At 50.2% G+C, this 17,657-nt stretch carries 16 protein-coding genes; 2 read left to right on the top strand and 14 right to left on the bottom strand.

The window, feature by feature from the left end; translation table 11 throughout:
* Positions 1 to 95: 95 nt before the first annotated feature.
* Together AXX12_RS11190 and AXX12_RS11185 are read left to right on the top strand one after the other, a co-directional pair.
* Entirely contained in the window at positions 96 to 326 is a 231-nt protein-coding gene (locus AXX12_RS11190) for a hypothetical protein (RefSeq protein WP_066242366.1), read from the top strand.
* 131 nt (positions 327 to 457) lie between these two features.
* Positions 458 to 1,141: a DUF421 domain-containing protein gene (locus tag AXX12_RS11185; protein WP_066242363.1), complete on the top strand. Its 684-nt coding sequence runs from the start codon at positions 458 to 460 to the stop codon at positions 1,139 to 1,141.
* Here AXX12_RS11185 and iolG read toward each other — a convergent pair.
* From iolG to AXX12_RS11115, 14 genes are all read right to left on the bottom strand, one after another.
* The gene (gene iolG / locus AXX12_RS11180) at positions 1,138 to 2,151 is read right to left on the bottom strand and encodes an inositol 2-dehydrogenase (protein WP_066242360.1); all 1,014 of its coding nucleotides are present in this window, start codon (positions 2,149 to 2,151) and stop codon (positions 1,138 to 1,140) included. The two genes, AXX12_RS11185 and iolG, sit on opposite strands and share 4 nt — an antisense overlap.
* The gene (locus tag AXX12_RS11175) at positions 2,151 to 2,987 is read right to left on the bottom strand and encodes a sugar phosphate isomerase/epimerase family protein (protein WP_066242357.1); all 837 of its coding nucleotides are present in this window, start codon (positions 2,985 to 2,987) and stop codon (positions 2,151 to 2,153) included. Before AXX12_RS11175 ends, iolG begins: the two co-directional genes overlap by 1 nt.
* A gap of 59 nt (positions 2,988 to 3,046) precedes the next feature.
* The gene (locus AXX12_RS11170) at positions 3,047 to 4,033 is read right to left on the bottom strand and encodes a LacI family DNA-binding transcriptional regulator (RefSeq protein ID WP_066242355.1); all 987 of its coding nucleotides are present in this window, start codon (positions 4,031 to 4,033) and stop codon (positions 3,047 to 3,049) included.
* A gap of 11 nt (positions 4,034 to 4,044) precedes the next feature.
* Positions 4,045 to 4,866, bottom strand: a complete 822-nt coding sequence (locus tag AXX12_RS11165; protein ID WP_066242352.1) for a Cof-type HAD-IIB family hydrolase — start codon at positions 4,864 to 4,866, stop codon at positions 4,045 to 4,047.
* Positions 4,863 to 5,972, bottom strand: coding sequence for an ABC transporter ATP-binding protein (locus AXX12_RS11160; protein ID WP_066242348.1), 1,110 nt, complete (start codon positions 5,970 to 5,972; stop codon positions 4,863 to 4,865). The genes AXX12_RS11165 and AXX12_RS11160 overlap by 4 nt, the downstream gene beginning before the upstream one ends.
* 11 nt (positions 5,973 to 5,983) lie before the next feature.
* The gene (locus AXX12_RS11155) at positions 5,984 to 7,675 is read right to left on the bottom strand and encodes an ABC transporter permease (protein WP_197470696.1); all 1,692 of its coding nucleotides are present in this window, start codon (positions 7,673 to 7,675) and stop codon (positions 5,984 to 5,986) included.
* 164 nt (positions 7,676 to 7,839) lie between these two features.
* Positions 7,840 to 8,895 (bottom strand): ABC transporter substrate-binding protein, encoded by a 1,056-nt coding sequence (locus tag AXX12_RS11150; RefSeq protein ID WP_066242345.1) that lies wholly within the window; start codon positions 8,893 to 8,895, stop codon positions 7,840 to 7,842.
* A gap of 11 nt (positions 8,896 to 8,906) precedes the next feature.
* The gene (locus tag AXX12_RS11145) at positions 8,907 to 9,734 is read right to left on the bottom strand and encodes a sugar phosphate isomerase/epimerase family protein (protein ID WP_066242342.1); all 828 of its coding nucleotides are present in this window, start codon (positions 9,732 to 9,734) and stop codon (positions 8,907 to 8,909) included.
* 13 nt (positions 9,735 to 9,747) lie between these two features.
* Positions 9,748 to 10,632, bottom strand: coding sequence for a PfkB family carbohydrate kinase (locus tag AXX12_RS11140; protein WP_066242338.1), 885 nt, complete (start codon positions 10,630 to 10,632; stop codon positions 9,748 to 9,750).
* Positions 10,633 to 10,648: 16 nt separating this feature from the next.
* A complete protein-coding gene (gene iolN, locus AXX12_RS11135) occupies positions 10,649 to 11,761 on the bottom strand; it encodes a 3-dehydro-scyllo-inosose hydrolase (RefSeq protein ID WP_066242336.1) in 1,113 nt (370 codons plus the stop codon).
* 214 nt (positions 11,762 to 11,975) lie between these two features.
* On the bottom strand, positions 11,976 to 13,160 hold the full coding sequence (iolM, locus tag AXX12_RS11130; RefSeq protein WP_066242334.1) for a scyllo-inosose 3-dehydrogenase: 1,185 nt from the start codon (positions 13,158 to 13,160) through the stop codon (positions 11,976 to 11,978).
* A 353-nt stretch (positions 13,161 to 13,513) separates the two neighbouring features.
* Complete coding sequence (locus AXX12_RS11125) at positions 13,514 to 14,905, bottom strand: hypothetical protein (RefSeq protein ID WP_066242331.1); 1,392 nt, start codon at positions 14,903 to 14,905, stop codon at positions 13,514 to 13,516.
* 95 nt (positions 14,906 to 15,000) lie between these two features.
* Positions 15,001 to 17,088 (bottom strand): heavy metal translocating P-type ATPase, encoded by a 2,088-nt coding sequence (locus tag AXX12_RS11120; RefSeq protein ID WP_197470695.1) that lies wholly within the window; start codon positions 17,086 to 17,088, stop codon positions 15,001 to 15,003.
* Positions 17,089 to 17,093: 5 nt separating this feature from the next.
* A complete protein-coding gene (locus AXX12_RS11115; RefSeq protein WP_066242325.1) occupies positions 17,094 to 17,465 on the bottom strand; it encodes an ArsR/SmtB family transcription factor in 372 nt (123 codons plus the stop codon).
* Positions 17,466 to 17,657: the final 192 nt, after the last annotated feature.

Below are 17,657 nucleotides of genomic sequence, written 5' to 3'. Positions count from 1 at the left end.
ATTCTGTTTTCGATACTGTGTGGTATAATAACTACTATACTACTAGGCTATTAACAGTATTTGCAATTTTTGAGGAAATGATGGTGAATTACCCTATGAGTCAGATAACAGCCAGTCATCTTCAAGCTGGCATCATTTTCGGGGACCGCTTAGCAGGCGAATATGTATACATGCCTGCAGGCGAAGTCGGGGTTAGCGAGCCATTATGCGTATTCGAAAACAGCAAAGAGCGGCGGGATCTATCGCTTGCGGCAGCTGCCGCCTTAGTTCAGAAACTAAGCTTGCGACCTGTCAGACATCCGCGCTTTGGATTACGTTCCTATTAGACCTTTGTGCCCTCTGTGACCTCCGTTTACTCTGTGAAATCGTTATCTGTATCCTATTACCTTTACTATTTTCTATTCATAGCTAACGTTCGAACCGTCCATCCTATAGCTAGAGGAGGGATGTGTTCATTATGGATTGGCAGCAAATTTTGCAAGATACTTGGCAGACAACGCTAATATTCTTCGCATTACTTCTTTTCACCCGCATTCTAGGAAAAACTCAGGTCGGTCAGCTCACTTTTTATGAATACGTCAGCGGTATTACAATTGGTTCTATCGCTGGCAATATCGTGGCATCCGAGCCAGACAAATTCGTTAGTCATTTCTATGATCTAGTATTGTTTGTTGCTCTAGCCTATGGCATTGCCCATATCACCCTTATCAGTAGACCTATGCGCAAGCTCATCGAGGGCTCACCGACGCTTGTCATTAAGGATGGTCGAATTCTGCGTGAAAGCATGAGAGCCATGCGCTACGATCTTGACGAGCTAAATGCACAGCTGCGTGAAAATGGCATAGTGGACCTCAACGAGGTCCACTATGCCATGATTGAAAATAACGGCACAATGACTGTTGTCAAGAAAGCCGCCTATCAGCCGGTGACGCGGTCTGATCTAGCCATCATGGCAACAGAGGGGATTTATCCTGTCGAATTAGTCATGGATGGAGAAATTGTTGAAGAAAACCTATCTGAACAACACTCCCGCGAATGGCTGTCACAACAACTGCAAGCGCAGGGATATGCGGATTTAACAGCAGTTATGTATGCGGTAGTGGATTCAAAGGGAAACTTCTTCGTCTGTCCAAAGTCCTAGCATTTTGCTATTCGAATCGCCCGGCCCTCATGCAGTGATTGCTTGGCTGCCAGCCCAATCAACACCGGCTTTAGTCCGTCCAAGCCGCTAACCGGGGTGTCAGCACCGTTCGCCACTGCGTTGACAAACGCTTTCATTTCATCAATGAAGGATTCTTTGTACCGTTCCAGGAAAAAATATTTCGGCTTGTCGCTAATTATGCCTGTGGCTGTGCTGATGACAGCCGTCGTTGGTGTATCATTAGCGACTGAGATGCAGCCAGCCGAGCCGAAAACTTCCACCCGTTGGTCATAGCCGTATACGGCGCGGCGGCTATTATCAATAACGCCGATTGCGCCATTTTCGAACTTCAGTGTGACAACGGCTGTATCCACATCACCCGCTTCAGCAATTGCCGGATCAACCAGCACGTTGGCGGTTGCGAATACTTCCTCCACTTCACTGCCAGCCAAATACCGCGCCATATCAAAATCATGGATGGTCATGTCGAGGAACATTCCACCGGAGACCTTTACATACGCGAGCGGCGGCGGCTCGGGATCGCGTGATGTGATCTTGACGATATGCGTCTGTCCGATTGCCCCGCGTTCAACTGCATCATGGACTTTGCGAAAGTTGTGGTCAAACCGTCGGTTAAAACCGATCTGTAGCTTTACGCCGGCTTCGTCGACAGCGACAAGGGCCTGACGGATGACTGACACATCAAAATCTATCGGTTTTTCACAGAAGATATGTTTTTTTGCTTTGGCCGCCTCCATAATCAACTGTGCATGGGTGTCTGTCGAAGAGCAAATCAATACGGCGTCAATTGCCGGATCTGTGAGTATATCCTGATAATCTGGATAAACCAGCTCAATACCTAACGATTTCGCCCAATCCTTGGCCTTGTCGGCATCAATGTCAGACACGGCCCGGATATGGGCGTTTTTTACGTGATTGACGATATTTTCCACATGCAGCCTGCCAATTCGACCGACCCCAATGATACCTAGGACCACTTTTCCGTCCATTACAATCCCCCTTCTTTCATGCCTGCGAAACACTGTTTTAGACTGGTCTGCGAACGCGATCTGACAACCATGCGGTCTGGCATGTTGATCGTTTCTAGCGACACATAGCCGCCATAATTCATTTTGCGCAGTGTATCGCAAATTTGCGAAAAGTCGATATGTCCCATCCCCGGCAGCCAGCGGTTACTATCGGCGAAGTGAAGATGCAGCAGCCTATCGCCAAGTTTCTCTAAGGAATGGCAGATGTCAGCCTCTTCGATGTTAGCATGGAAGGTATCAAATAAGATGCCAATCTGTTCACCACCGGCAACAGAGGCCAAGAATGCGACCGTCTCATCCACCGTGTTAAGCAAAGTCGTTTCATAGCGATTAATCGGCTCGACCATTAGCTCAACCTGACGACATTCGGCGTAGGCAGCGCAGACTTCGAGCGCTTCAGCCAGATACGTCAAGTCCCGATCCTTCGTGCCTGGGTTCCCCGCTCCGCGTAGCAGTCCAATAGTTACGAGCGGGAAGCCAATTGCGGCGGCAAGATCAACATGCTCCCTCAGCCGCTGAACTGCACTTTCCCGGACCTCCCTAATGCTATCAGTTAGACTAATTCCCTCCAGCGCCCTCGCTTGGCCGGTAGAAACCGCGGTCACGACGAGATGATGCCGCCGTAGTTTATTATTCAATTCTTCAACATTGACTCGCTTCGGATCAGAAACGCAGATTTCAATCCCGTCAAACCGATTTTCCGCAAGCCAAGAGAGGGCTTCATCAAACTCAGCTGCAAAAAACGGTGAGAAGCCTGTATCAAACTGTAGCGGGATTGTTGCACTAATTTTGTTCATGCCTGACCAACCTCCTGCGCTACTAGTACCGTATCAGCCTAGGGTTGACACGGTACTAACTATCTTGTCGTCCCCCGGACGACAAGTTCGGGCTCTAAAATCATTTTCTTACTGTCATTCTTCGTCTTGTCACAAATTTCACCAATGCAAATCTCAGCTGCAAATTTCCCCATCTGGTACTTAGGTTGCGAAATGGTCGTCATCTGAATCTGTGAATAGGCTGCGAAGGGAATATCGTCAAAACCAACAATGCCAAACTCACCAGGTACATTAAGGCCAACTTCCTTAGCTCGTTGCAGCACACCCAAGGCAATCACATCATTCGCCGCAAATACCGCGTCTGGCGGATTCGGAGTGGAGAGCAATTTCCCGGCGATCTCATAGCCGCTTTGGCTATCGAATTTACCGTTCAGAATCAATGCTTCATCGACAGGATATTTGTAGCGATGCAGCGCCGATTTATATCCATCCAGCCGTTCGGCGCTCACGTGCACCTCGCTCTTGCCGCCGATAAATGCGACGCGTTTGTAACCTGATTCAAGAAGCTGCTTGGTTGCCAAAAAACCACCTCTGACATTGTCAATTACCACAAAACTGTTGCTGACTTCATGGGGAATCCGACTGATAAAAACCATCGGTATTTGGATATTGTTATAAATTCTTTCATCAGATACCGGAGTAATGATGATTCCATCCACCCTGCGCTCTTGCAGAACCCGCAGGTATGTTTCCTCTTTGGCAAAACTCCAATTGGTATTACAAAGAAAGATATTATAGCCCAGCTCGCTGGCGGCGTCTTCGACGCCCCGGGCGATTTCCGGGAAAAATGGGTTAGTGATGTCAGGAATGGCCAATCCGATAATATTCGTCTTTTTGGTCACTAGCCCTCGCGCTACGGCATTCGGCTGATAGTCCATGTTCACAGCTTCCGCCAGGATCATCTTTCTAGTTTGTTCATTAACCCCCGGCCTACCGCTCAACGCGCGTGAAACTGTAGCATACGAAACGCCAGTCTCTTTTGCTATATCCTTAATCGTAACAGTCACAAGCATTACTCCTATCGCGCAAGATCCAGCGGCAGATTATCTGTCAACACCATCTCGATCACCTCGGCAACCCCGTCTGTATCTTCACCGGTTGTCACATAGCCGGCCTGCTGTTTCAGATATTCATGCGCATTGGCCACCGCCACTCCTAGCCCGGCTGCCTGAATCATCGACAGGTCGTTTAAGTGATCTCCCAATGCCACCGTTTGCGACGGCTTGACGCCAAGGATAGAACATAGTTCCAAAAGCGCTTTGCCTTTGGAGACGTTATCCGGCAGCACTTCCAAATAACTACGTTCAGAGCGAACAGTATTAATCATACGACCGCAAGCCCTGACGCATTCTTCAACAAACCCGGAAAAGCCTCTGTCATCACCGATAATCAATAGTTTGGTCGGCGCACCCTCAAGAAAAGCAAGCAGGTCGCCGACTTCCTGCCAATTGACCCCGTCTTTGGCCGCGTAGCGACGAATAACGTCTGTTCCCTTCTCGACATACAGAGATTGATTCTGATATAAGAGAACATCCCAGGGATAACGCTTAACTAGACCAAGAACCGTTCTCGCAATCCCACAATCAAGCGTGTGCTCCCGCAGCGCCAAGGCCTTGCCTGGATGCACAATCTTGGCGCCATTATAGAGAATTATCGGTACAGTGATAGCAAGCTCTTTGATATATTTAGCGACAGACATCTCCATTCTGCCGGTAGCGATCGAAAAGAGGCCTCCTCCTGACTGGAACTCAGCGATCAGGTCTTTCGTATGTTTCGGGATGGCTTGTTGCTTGTCAAGCAAGGTACCATCCAAATCAGATACGATCAGCTTGCATCTCATGCTGTTTTTCCATCCTCTGGCAGCACTCGCGCGCAGACTTCGTCAAAGACGAGCCCCACTTCACCGCCGACGTTAATCATGCCGCTACTCAGGGGATTCGCAGTCTGCGCCACTAACCGGGTCTTACCGACACTGAGCTCATATTCGGCAACAGCTCCTAAAAAAGTCATTTGCTCGACGGTCGCGCTTACCTGTCCGCCTGCTTTGACCACACGAACAGCTTCCGGTCGGATAAACACGACGCAGGGATTGCCAACCCGGCAATACCCGCTCGGACAGCCAGCCCTGATGACTCCATCGCCGATTCTGACCAACCCGACATCTCCATCAATGCCGACCAGAACGCCTTCCAGGAAATTGGCTTTGCCCATGAAGGTAGCGACAAAGCGGTTGACAGGCCGGTAATAGATTTCATAAGGACTACCTAACTGCTCGATGGCGCCATTATTCATAATGATCACCGTATCCGAAATTGCCATCGCCTCAGCCTGATCATGCGTGACATAGATACTGGTAATGCCTAGCCGCAGCTGCAGTTTCCGGATTTCATCCCGCATATATTCTCTAAGCTTTGCATCTAGGTTTGAGAGCGGCTCGTCGAACAGCAGCAGCCTGGGTTCCACCACAATTGCTCTGGCTAGCGCCACTCGTTGTTGTTGACCGCCGGACACCTGATTGGGGAAGCGGCCTTCCATTCCGTTCAGCCGCATCAGGTCGATGACCTGATTTGCACGATGCTGAATTTCTATCTGGCGCAGCCCTCTAACTTGCAAGCCATAGGCGATGTTCTCGTAAACAGTCAAATGGGGAAATAATGCATAGCTTTGAAAAACCATGGCGATGTCGCGCCGGTTCGGCGGCATACAGGTTACATTTTTATCACCAATAAAGATGTCGCCGCTGGTTGGAGTCTCAAATCCGGCGATCATGCGAAGCATGGTGGTTTTCCCACATCCAGACGGACCAAGAATAGTTGTTAATTGCCTATCGTTGAACTCATAGCTGACATCGTTTACAGCTGTTAGATAGCCTTTATGATCATGGCGTTTAAATTCTTTGCTTAAGTTTTTTACCGCTACACCGGTCTGTTTCTTGTACTCTGCCATCTTTCCCACTCCTAACCGTAGTTTTTCCTGCCCATGAGGCCAACCAAGTACTCTAGCGCTTTGATGGCTGCGATGATAAAGACGATCAAAATCATCACATACGCGGCTGCTGAGCTGTACCGGCTGAGTTGCACATGGGAAAGTATCGCAATCGTTACCAGATTCCATTGGGCGGAGATTAGGAAGATGACGGCGCTGACTGCAGTCATCGCCCGTACGAACTCATAAACAAGTCCGGAGAAGAATGCGGATTTAATTAACGGCAACGTAATGCGGCGGAAAGTGGTGAAACTGCCGGCCCCGAGACTGGTTGATGCTTCCTCAATACAGGGATCGATCTGCAATAGCGCAGATGTGCCGGATTCGATCGCCACAGGCATGTTGCGGAACAGGAACGCGATAATAATTAACGCGGCAGTTCCATTCAGCGCCAAAGGAGGTTCATTAAAAGCAAGGATATAGCCAATACCAACAATTGTGCCAGGCACGGCGAAGGTAAATAATGAAATGGACTCCATCGCCCTCCGTCCCAGGAAACGCTTGCGAACCACGAGGAAAGCGATGATCATGCCGAGAATACCGCCTACCGGGGTCGCTATTAGCGATAGATATAGTGAATTCTTCAACGGATCGAAACCCAGATCAAGGACAAACCGGTAGTTATCGAGAGTAAGCGTGTGATTAACGCCCCATATTTTTACGAACGATCCGTAGAGCACCGTCCCGTAAAATAACAAGACTGAAGCGGTGAAGAAAAGACAAAGGGCGAATAGCGTGCGCACGATTAGGACATCGCTGATCAGTTTCCGTTCATAGGATGGTTTGCCTGATACCGTCACATAGCATTTCTTGCCCAGCCAGTATCTTTGCAAGAAGAAAGCGATGAGGGATGGTACTAGCAAGGTGACGGCAAGGATAGATCCTACCTGCAGATTATAGGAACCTGTAATCTCCAGATAGGCTTGAACTGCCAAGGTAGAAAAATTCCCTCCCAAGACCATTGGATTGCCAAAATCCTGCAAAGAGTTAACAAATACCAATAGAATGGCACTGGCGATCCCTGGCAGAGACAGCGGCAAAGTAACTGTCCGGAAGATATAGCCCCGTTTCGCGCCAAGATTGTAGGCAGCATCCTCTACGGCGGGATCGATGGTCTCCAGTATACCTGCAAGCGTCAGATACGCGATCGGAAAGCTCGAAAGTATCTGAACCAGGGCAAGGCTGGGTAAGCCGTAGACGTCAAAATCCTGCAAGCCAAGCAGATTATTAACGATCAGACCCTGACGACCGAAGAGGAAGATCACTGACAAGGACAAAACAAACGGCGGCGAAATAATCGGCAAGGTCGCAATCATACGAAAAAAGCCTTTAAGCGGCATAGTCGTACGGGTGATCGCATAAGCGAAGATATAGCCGATCAAAGTAGAAGCGATTGCGGTGACAGCCCCTAACTTCAGACTGTTCCAAAGCGTTTCAAGGTAAAACGCGTTTTGGAAGATCGTCGTTAGTCCGCTTAGACTGAAGACGCCTTGGTCGTTCGTCAGGCTAACCTTGAGCACTAGCAACAATGGCCAAAGCACAACAGCAACAGGCAGGCGCAGACGGCTGCAACAGTCAGTGCCAATAGCGGTTCCATGCGGATGGATTTCGGACGAGTGCAGGCTGGCTTTGTTGCAAGAGTGGATAGTTCCAAAATCGCGCACCTCCGATGTAAGAACTCAAAAAAAGCGACTGTTCCCAGGGGTGTTCAGATGCCCTAGATGGTAGGCAGCCCCGCAAGACCAGACGCGACGCGTACTAGACGTACGCTAGCAATGGGATTGCGGGGCTAACACCCCAGATGGGGTATATCAACGCCCCTGAACATTTATTGCGGTCTCGCCATGATCTCCTTATTAAATTTTTCGACAAGCCGACCGCGATTCTCACCAGCCCAGACATTATCATAGCGAATAGTCTTGATATCAGTCAGCTTCACAGCACCTTTAGGAGCTTTTGCCTCGGTATTGACAGGCAGGCGGAAGGTTTTTGCTGTCTCATAGGTCTCCTGACCTTCCTTGCCAGCAAAGAAATCAATAAATTTCTTGCCGTTTTCGACTTCATCCTTTGGGCCATTCTTCACCATAGCCATACCACCAATTTCATAGCCGGTCCCATCGCGCGGGAAGGTCAGTTTGAGAGGATACCCCTCATTAATCGGAATGAGGATATCATGTGAGAAGCAAATTCCAACCAGCGCTTCTCCCAAACCAGCTTTCTGCGCTGGAGCGGCGCCCGATTTCTCATAGTTACGGATATTAAGATTGAGTTTTTTCAGATAGGCAAAAGCATTGTCTTCACCCCACATCTGCACCAGTGAAGCGAGTACCGTGTACGAAGTGCCGGATGCTCCCGGATGAGCAATCGAAACCAGTCCCTTGAACTCCGGTTTCAGCAAATCATCCCAGGACTCAGGCGGTTTGATGCCTTTTTGTTCAGCCAGTTTGCTATTGGTACCAAAGCCGAGAATGCCAATATAAATCGGCGACCAATAGCCCTGTTTATCTTTATACTGTTCGGGCGCGGCTGCAGCCGCTGGGCTGGCGTACGGCTCAAGCAAACCATCCTTAGCCATCACGATGAAGGTGTCTGACGGGCCGCCAAATACGATGGTTGACTTGGGATTGTTTTTTTCCGCTCTTAGCCGAGTGATGATCTCCCCTGCCGACAACCTGACAAAGCTCACCTTGATACCTGTTTTCGCTTCAAACGCTTTGACATAGGTGCCGATTTCGTTTTCATTGAGGGCAGTATAAATCGTTAGATTTTTGCTCTGAGCCGTCTTTTCCGCCGCAGGCTGAGAACTGCCGCAACCTGCCAACAGCCCGGCGCAGAATAGCATCAGCGTCGCCAGTGTGATAAATACTCTTCTCGTCTTTGTCATGATCTCCCCTCCTAATATACTTCAGCAAGTACTTTCAGAGTTTTTTCCTTGCCAACCCGGATTGCCTGTTCAACATCCCAATTCCAATACTCCGGTCGGAACAATTCGACCGAAGCAGCCCCGTCATATCCATTCTTGCGTAAAATACGCAGGATCCTGTCAAGCGGAACGACTCCGTCTCCTGGCCAGAGGCGGTGCTGATCACGTAGAATCCCTGGCGGAAGATCTTCGCTGTCATCGACATGCAGTACGAAGATCTTCTTAGCGTCAGCCTGTTCAAGGTCCTCCCAGCGTGAATTCATCACGTGAAAGTGAAAACAGTCCAGCACCAAGCCCACGCTGTCACGATTCAGCTCATGAATAATCTCATAGCATTGCCCAAACGTATTAACAGAACAGTTGGGATAACCGACAAACTCATAGGCTAATCTTATGTCATGCCGTTCAGCTGTGTCCGCTAAATCATTCAGCACACTGATTGACTCTCGTCGGATTTCGCGGATTGTCTTATCGACAATATCAAAGGTCGGCACGACGATGATTGTATCGCAACCTACCTTCTTGCCAGCAGTACACAGCAGGTCAAGATCGCTTTTGATCTGGCTATAGCCAGCTTTATCGCGAAAGGTGATAAATTCGAGTGCATTGAAAGTGTATGGTTTCAAATAATGATCGTCAAAAAATGCTGCCAGTTCGCCAATGTCGTGTTCTGACAAGTATTGCTTCAATTTGTCTAATCTAATTTCAATCAGATCATAGCCATGCCGGTCGGCCAGTTCCAAATCCAGCGCCAATGTTGAGCGCTTCATGGTGGTGGCTTCATTGAATCCGATTTTCACGTTAATCCTCTCCTCAACAAGCGTCCCGGTAGACCTGATCAATATAAGCCTCCACATCGTATCGCGAGCCGCGGAATGGGCCAGGAGTCTCCATTTTCAGCGATACTAATGCTGCAGCGTACAAAAGCGCCTCGGGAATCGCTTGGCGCTGTCGTTCGGTGATATAGGCGCTGAAGCAGGAGTCGCCACGCCCGGTCCGACCACTGAGATTGCGTGACCTCAGCGGAACCGTATAGAACTCACTGCCGTCGTATATCAACGCCTCAGTGTTGTGAGTCACCATCACCTCGCCCGCACCCCATGCGTGGAGCTGCCGGGCAGCTTCTCGCCGGTCTGTTAGTCCGGTCATAATTTCGGCTTCCGCTGCATCGACTTTGAGATAGGTTATCTTTGAGAGGCACTGTTGTTTATTTTGCCAATCTTTGAACACCATCACGCCGTTTTCGGCATGCCGCAGAAATCCCTGCATATCGACCGCTAGCTTACCCCGGCCAGCGAGCACGTCGATGAGTTCTTCCGGGAAATCGCCGGCGATCAGCCCGGCTAAGTGATACACAGCGCTGTCGACAGCAGGAATATCCTCAGATAAAAATGGGTCAGCAATCGAGAGCGCAGTGCAAAGCCGCCGTTCCCGGTCATCAGATAAAAATTCATTACGAATAGCAGTGTCATCCTGCGAATAGAGCCAGTGAACATCAGTGGCAGGGACGCTGAATTCCTGCAGAAGTTCTTCGCTGCCCCGGGCGATCTTAGTCAGCAAACCGGTCTTATTCCCGCCTGCCATGGCAGCATATGCAGCGTAAAGAACAGCGCCGCCCAGTAAATTCTCCGTTGTTCCCTGGTAAAGAATCTCATCGCGAGAAAGATGGCCGATGATAAAGGTATCATAGCAATTCAACGCGGCCTCACCTCAATTATAACTTCTGGAATACGCCCATCGGCGTCAGTTCGTAAACCGACTTCCAGCCTTCGCTGAACGGTTCTTGCAAAAATGGTTTCATTTCTGCTTCTGTCCGAAGGGTAGTCTTCTCTACCGGCGGCACTGTTCCAGCCGGGAATGCCTCGAGGATTTGGTCGTGCACCAGCGTCAAATAGCGCAGGATGGCTGCAATCGGCCGCTTAGCTTTTCCGGCGGTAGCAATGCTCGGTTTGCCGACAACCCCCTGAGGTGTTGCCGCACGTTCAATGGCTGCGTGGCCTTCACCTTCTGACCAGCGGTGTGGTCGGCGAAATGGCTCGACCGATTTATCAAAGTGTCCGTCAGGCAGGAAAGACTCTCCTTCGGCGTCTTGCACTACGCTCATATCGATCATGTCAGGGAACATTAACAGCCCGACCGAGGTCTCTGCTTCGTCAGCATGAATAAAGTGTGTCTCTAGATTGCCTTCCCGAGCAACCGGGTAGAAGAACTCCCGAACAGCCCGGTGCCAGTCGAGCACTTGGAAGATGCCAGGTAGTTGGAAGCGCTTCATGAATTCTTGGATAGCTGATTCCAACATCCACAGATGCCCGTGGTTATTGATCATAATGATTTTGCGGAAACCGTCATTCCATAAGCCCAGCATGGTATAGATTAGGGTTTCCTCGACAACTTCTTTGGGCATAATCACTGTTCCTGGCATGCCTAAGTGGTGGTAGGGGTGTCCGCCGTAATTCAGCGGTGGGAATGCCAGGCTTACCTCCCGCCCTTGCGTGGCAGTGTAACGGCGCAGTCCCTCCAGAATTTGCGTTACCATGAAGGTATCAAGTCCGCTATTGGCATGAACGCCGTGGTTTTCCGTGCAGCCAATCGGTAAAAAGACGATATCATTCTTGCGGCGCTTCTCAATCACCTTGCTCCGCGGCGTGTTCTGAATGTAGCTTCCAGCCTTGCCCAATTCGGACTCAGCTGGAATTCCGTATTCAGCTAGTACCGCGTCGATTTCCGCCTCAGAAGCATCCCAAAGCTGCTTTTTCAGTCTGCCGACCGAATTATCTTCAAAAATAATCGCCGGATCTTCAGTTAGTAGCCAGCGTTTTTGTTCCATGGTTACCCCTCCCCTAATTACATTTAATCGCAGGTTACGTGGAAAGGGTACGTTTTACCACAGAGTACACAAAGGGTCCGTCGAGTGCACAGAGGGTTTGGAAAGTAACTGTCTTTAATAATAAACCGGTAAGCCTCTGCGGGTGACCTCCGCGTACTCTGCGTACTCTGCGGTTAACGTACTCGTCCTACCCTAAAATCCTCATATCTTTCCCTTAGTCCATCAAACAGGTAATCTTGCATTCCGAACGGTCAGTCCGGAGCGAAATGATATGTTCTGGCACTTGATCGAGAGTAATTTTCTTTGTAATCATTGGCAACATATTCATGCCAGACGCCATCGCCTCGATCACCCGCGGGAATGTACCTTCGCCAGAGTGCCCCTGGGCGCCGACGATCTGGGCCCGGCGCACTTGCAGGACTTCACCAGTTACCGGCATCTTAGCGTCAGCCCGGGCAACCACGACAATAGTGCTATTCAGAGTACGCCCATCCCAGATGCATTGCTCGATCAGTGGATAAACTATAGTTGGCAAACCAGTTGCTTCGAGATACAACTTGGCGCCATAACCATCTGTCAATTCCAGGACTCGTTCAACAAAGTTTTCTGTTAAGGGATTTACGACAAAATCGGCTCCCAAGGCCCGGCCAATCGCAGCCCGCCCTGCTTCCGGCTCAGATAGGATGACCCGCGCTGCGCCCATGCTTTTTAGGATAGCGCACGCCGCTAAGCCAACCGGCCCGCCGCCACAGATAACCACATTATCGCCTGGTTTTATGCCGCCAGCGCGCTGGACGACTGCGTTGTAAGCGACCGAGGTCGGTTCGACCAGACTGCCGGCTAAGAACAAATCATTGCCCGGATACAGCTTCTTGAGCGATTCAAGCGACCAGACTACTCGATCCGGCACCACGATATAGCGGGCAAAGGCTCCATCCACGTTGAAACCAAGTTCATCTAGATGCTCGCAATGGTTGGGATAACCATCGGCACAAGGCTGACAGCGAGCACACCATAGCATTTCTTCAGCGCATACATATTCACCGCCGCTAAAAGGCTTGTTCGTGCGCTTATTGACCGCTCCCGGACCTGCTTTTTTCACAATACCGGCAAACTCATGCCCTAGCACAGCGGGAAAGCCGGTTAAACCCGGATACCAGATATAGCCGTCAGCGTCAGGCTGGGCCATATGCACATCACTGCCGCAAATACCGCAGGCTTTCACCTCGATCAGAACTTCACCCGGACCAGGCTCTGGAATATTGACCTCTTCGATGCCGAGGCAGGGATTTCGCCACACTTTGCTCCCCAGATAGGTTTGTTTCTGATCGATGTCTTTCGGCCCTAGCCGAAACTCCGGTTTAGGCTCCCAATCTCCCCGCAAGACTACTGCTTTCATTTTGTCCTCCATATTCCCCATACCCCTCTCTTCTAATGATTTCTTGCAAACGTTTACAAATTCAAGCCATGTATAATTGCCCTTGCATAATAGAAGTCCTGCTTTGCATCACGCTATCAGCTTGTTCATAGGCATTATATTAAAAAAATCTCTGATATATGTCTTTGCAATGGAGCGAATTTTCGTTCTAGGCAACAAGGTCGTAGTAAACGTTTGCGAGACTAACGTAACCTCGTCCGCCTCGCGAAACTTATAATCTCTATGGTTTCTAAGAAAAATTGCTGAGGTGGGATTCCGTAACAAAAAAGAGACGGCGTATTGGATCAGCCATACGCCGTCTCTCTCAACTTAAGTTATATCAAGAACATCGCCACTATAGTAGTTGCTGCCATTCCAGTTGCAACGGGAACCAAATTGCGCCTAGCTAGCGCGAACGGATCTACGCCGCAGATGGCCGCCGCTGGAATCAGCGCCCAGGGTATGATCGTACCGCCACCTACCCAGATGGCCGCAATCTGTCCTAATGCCGTGAGAGTAGCAGTTCCGCCGCCGATAGCGTGAGAGAATAGCTTTGCCACCGAACCCGCTAATGAGATACCGGAAAATCCAGAGCCATCCAGACCGGTGATTGCTCCGACTAGTGATAGTGTCACCGCGCCTGCTGCCGCATTCAGCGGCACAACCTGCGCCAAAGCAACTCCAAGGTCATTGACGATTCCCTGCGATCCAGCTGGCAAAACCTTGCCAAAAATTTGTACAAAGGCCGAATCGCCTAGATAAAAAAATGCGGCGATAGGAATAACCGGACCAAATATCTTGAAGCCGAATTGAAACCCGTCTGTCAGATAAGTAGTGATCTGTTCCAATGCGCCATGTCCATAGGCAAAGCCGGAAAGCGCTGCCAAGACAATGACCGCAGTGCCGCCAATTAAAGCAGTGGCGTCACCACCCTGAAGTTTAACTGAATACATAACGACAACATCCAATAGGAACAGAACTGGCACGAGTACCGCCAACCAGCGTTGCTTCCCCGGCGACAGTAATGCAGCCGGCTCTACGGCTTGGACCTTGTCTGCTACGATTTCCCCTGTCGCCAGTGTTCCATTCATAAAATCCCGCCGCAATTGCCAAAAAGCAACTGCCACCGTGACTGCTCCCATCACGCAAACCAGCGGGATGCTTGCCGTGACAACCGCCTGCACCGGAATTCCAGCTGCGTCGGCAGTCAGTTTAGGTGCAGCTTGAATAACGAAATCACTTGACAGAGCAATACCGTGGCCAAATAGGTTCATCGCCATAGCCACGCCGATGGCCGGCAAGCCCACGCGCAGTGCCGCAGGTAGCAGGACTGCGCCTAAAAGGGCAACTGCAGGCGAAGGCCAAAAAAACCAGGAAATAGTCATCATCAGCAAGCCAATTACCCAAAAGGCGGCAGCCGGTGACGACATCAGCCGAGTAAATGGCGAAACCATAACCGAGTTGATGCCAGTGTGAAGTAGCGCCCGGCTCAATGCGTAAATAACCGAAATGACCAGAATCGTGCTGAGCAGCTCACCAATCGCAAAAATAAAACTGGTATACACTCCGCTCACTGCCTGATATAAACTTCCCTTAGCAAATAGACCAAGAAGGAAAATCCCAGCCAAACAAGCCACCGAGGTATCGCGTCGAAGACACATGGTAACCAGGATAACCAACACGAATAACAGATATAGCCAATGAATCGTCGTTAACTCGACTCCCATGAAAAAGCCCTCCCTCATCTGACTCTATCTCAGATGTATTCCGGGAGGGCTTCGTTTGTGCGCGTAGTCGAATGAATACAAGACTTTGAAATATTTTATTCTCGCATCAGCCTCATACTATTTAGCGTCACCAGTATAGCTGCCCCTGTGTCTGCAAAAACTGCCATCCAAAGATTCGATAAGCCAAATAGAGTAAGCAGCACAAATACTAGTTTAATGCCAACGGCAAACCAGACATTTTGCCTGATGATGGTCAGGGTACGCCTGCCTAACCGAATCGCATAGGCGATACCGTCTAGGTCGTCAGCCATCAATGCCATATCAGCTGCTTCCAAAGCTGCATCAGACCCTGCCGCGCCCATCGAGATGCCAATCGACGCCGCCGATAGTGCTGGTGCATCATTGATGCCATCACCAACCATCGCTACATGCTGATACTGATCGACTAACTTCCCAACTACCGCTACTTTCTCCTCTGGCAGCAAACCACTCATCGACGCATCCAATCCCAGACTAGACGCCACACTAGCCGCCGCTCCGGCATTGTCCCCTGTCAGCATGGCAATATGTGCGACTCCGGCCTGTTTAAGTGCGACAACAGCTGCTTTGCTATTCTCCCGCACCGTATCAGCGACAGCAATCAAGCCAAACACTCGCGTCGCCGAACCAATATAGACGATGGTTTTTCCAGCTGCTGCCAATGACTCGCCAATCACAGATGCCTCGCTAAAGTTATCGGCTTCATGAAACAGCCGATAATTACCGGCATATAGCGTTTGCTCAGAAATCGTTGCTTTGGCCCCCTGACCGGGGATGATGGCAAAATCACCTGCCGCTGGAAACGGCAACTCCTCTGCTTTAACTAGGACCGCCTTGGCAATTGGATGTTCTGATCCTTGCTCAATCGCAGCAGCTAGCGCCAGTATATCTCTCTCACCAGCCCCATCAAAGGCGACAACATCAGTTACCGCTAGTTGCCCGGTGGTCAGTGTTCCCGTTTTATCAAAAGCGACTGCGCGAATTCGGCCCATTTCTTCCAGATAGGCGCCGCCTTTAATCAACACACCTCGGCGTGAGGCCGCTCCAATGGCAGATACAATCGAAACCGGAGTGGAAAGCGCCAATGCACAAGGACAAGAAATGACTAACAGCGTTAGCGCCTTATACAGCCAAGGCTCAAACGGAGCATTAAACAACAGCGGCGGCACGGCGGCGAATAGTAACGCCCCAAACATAACCAGTGGCGTATAGATGCGGGCAAATCGATCGATAAATTGCTGAATTGGCGCTTTCTGCGATTGCGCTTCTTCTACTAAATGAATGATGCGGGCTAGCGTCGAATCAGCAGCTTTACGAACAACAGTCAGAACCAACATCCCATAGCCGTTGACCGAGCCGGCGTAGACGATGTCGCCGCTGCGCTTCTCAACTGGCAGCGACTCGCCGGTAATTGGCGCCTGATTGAGAGCCGATTCTCCTTCAAGAACCATACCATCAACCGGCAGCCGTTCGCCTGGACGAACCACGACAACATCATCAACCTGAACTTGCTCGATCGGTAAAACCACTTCGATGCCTTGCCGCCGTACTGTCGCCTCTGGCGGCGTCAGATTCATCATCGCCCGGATAGAGCGGCGGGTGCGATCTACAGTATAGCTCTGCAGCAGATTGCCGACAGCGAACAGAAAGACAACCATCGCGCCCTCGCTCCATTCACCAATCGCCACCGCACCAACCACTGCGACCACCATTAGCAGATTAGCGTCAAACTGACCACTGCGAAGTGAAGCAAAGCCCACTCGGGCGGTAAACCAGCCGCCAGCCAGCATGCTCAATGCATACCACGGAGCAGACACTGCGTTCAGCCAATCAGCCACGACTGCCGCCAAAAAGCACACGGCAGACACTGCCGTCAATTGGGCACGGCGGTCATGACGCCATCGCAACCGGCTGGGCAAGGCCAGACCAGGAGCCGATAACTGGTAGCCATGGCCTTCAACTGCGTGAATAATTGCATCAGTAGCCCCGTCATGCTCGACAGTCAGTTTACCAGCGCCAAAATTAAGTGATACTTTTACTACGCCAGCCAAGGCGGCTATTTGCTGTTCAAGCTGCGCGGCACAGTCGGCACAATCAAGACCGTTGATCTGAAACACGGATTGCTGCAATACTCTTTCAGTCATTTTCATCACTCCCCGTGTCCAAGATGTTCAAGCGCTTGTTTCATCAAGCTAACGACATGATCGTCATCAAGTGAATACCAGGCTTCTTTACCTTCTTTGCGATACTTCACCAACCGAGCGCCCCGTAAAATCCGTAATTGGTGCGAGATGGCTGACTGCCCCATAGACAGCGCCGCAGCCAGATCACACACACACATTTCGCGTGTGGCTAGGACTGATAAAATATTGACCCGGGTCGGATCGCCAAGTATCTTAAATACCTCCGCCAGACGAATCACCGTCTCCTCTGGCAAAAGCTCGCGTCTAGCCAAACAGATGGTCTGTGGATGCTCGCAAAGTTGTTCACAAAGATCATAGCCGCAGTCTTGCTTTTCCATTTCAATCCTCCATTATATGAACATCTATTCATATGTTTGTTTTAATATTACTATATGCTCTGAGATAAGAAACGTCAAGCATTTTTCTCAAGAAAAACACCGTCTAGGTCTTCATAAGATCGAGGTGCGTAATAGTACGATGAACACTAGCGGCACCAGCGATACAATATCGACACAAAACGTACGTCTGTA

It is taken from the genome of Anaerosporomusa subterranea, from assembly GCF_001611555.1.
Taxonomy (GTDB): Bacteria; Bacillota; Negativicutes; order Sporomusales; family Acetonemataceae; genus Anaerosporomusa; species Anaerosporomusa subterranea.
The sequence above is the reverse complement of the archived record's forward strand: the minus strand, read 5'-3'. Positions and strand labels throughout refer to the sequence as shown.

Bases quoted from the DNA above. Each gene is read 5' to 3' on its own strand.
- AXX12_RS11190 (WP_066242366.1), top strand. From the start codon at position 96: ATGAGTCAGATAACAGCCAGTCATCTTCAAGCTGGCATCATTTTCGGG.
- AXX12_RS11185 (WP_066242363.1), top strand. From the start codon at position 458: ATGGATTGGCAGCAAATTTTGCAAGATACTTGGCAGACAACGCTAATA.
- iolG (WP_066242360.1), bottom strand. From the start codon at position 2,151: ATGGACGGAAAAGTGGTCCTAGGTATCATTGGGGTCGGTCGAATTGGC.
- AXX12_RS11175 (WP_066242357.1), bottom strand. From the start codon at position 2,987: ATGAACAAAATTAGTGCAACAATCCCGCTACAGTTTGATACAGGCTTC.
- AXX12_RS11165 (WP_066242352.1), bottom strand. From the start codon at position 4,866: ATGAGATGCAAGCTGATCGTATCTGATTTGGATGGTACCTTGCTTGAC.
- AXX12_RS11160 (WP_066242348.1), bottom strand. From the start codon at position 5,972: ATGGCAGAGTACAAGAAACAGACCGGTGTAGCGGTAAAAAACTTAAGC.
- AXX12_RS11150 (WP_066242345.1), bottom strand. From the start codon at position 8,895: ATGACAAAGACGAGAAGAGTATTTATCACACTGGCGACGCTGATGCTA.
- iolN (WP_066242336.1), bottom strand. From the start codon at position 11,761: ATGGAACAAAAACGCTGGCTACTAACTGAAGATCCGGCGATTATTTTT.
- iolM (WP_066242334.1), bottom strand. From the start codon at position 13,160: ATGAAAGCAGTAGTCTTGCGGGGAGATTGGGAGCCTAAACCGGAGTTT.
- AXX12_RS11125 (WP_066242331.1), bottom strand. From the start codon at position 14,905: ATGGGAGTCGAGTTAACGACGATTCATTGGCTATATCTGTTATTCGTG.
- AXX12_RS11120 (WP_197470695.1), bottom strand. From the start codon at position 17,088: ATGACTGAAAGAGTATTGCAGCAATCCGTGTTTCAGATCAACGGTCTT.
- AXX12_RS11115 (WP_066242325.1), bottom strand. From the start codon at position 17,465: ATGGAAAAGCAAGACTGCGGCTATGATCTTTGTGAACAACTTTGCGAG.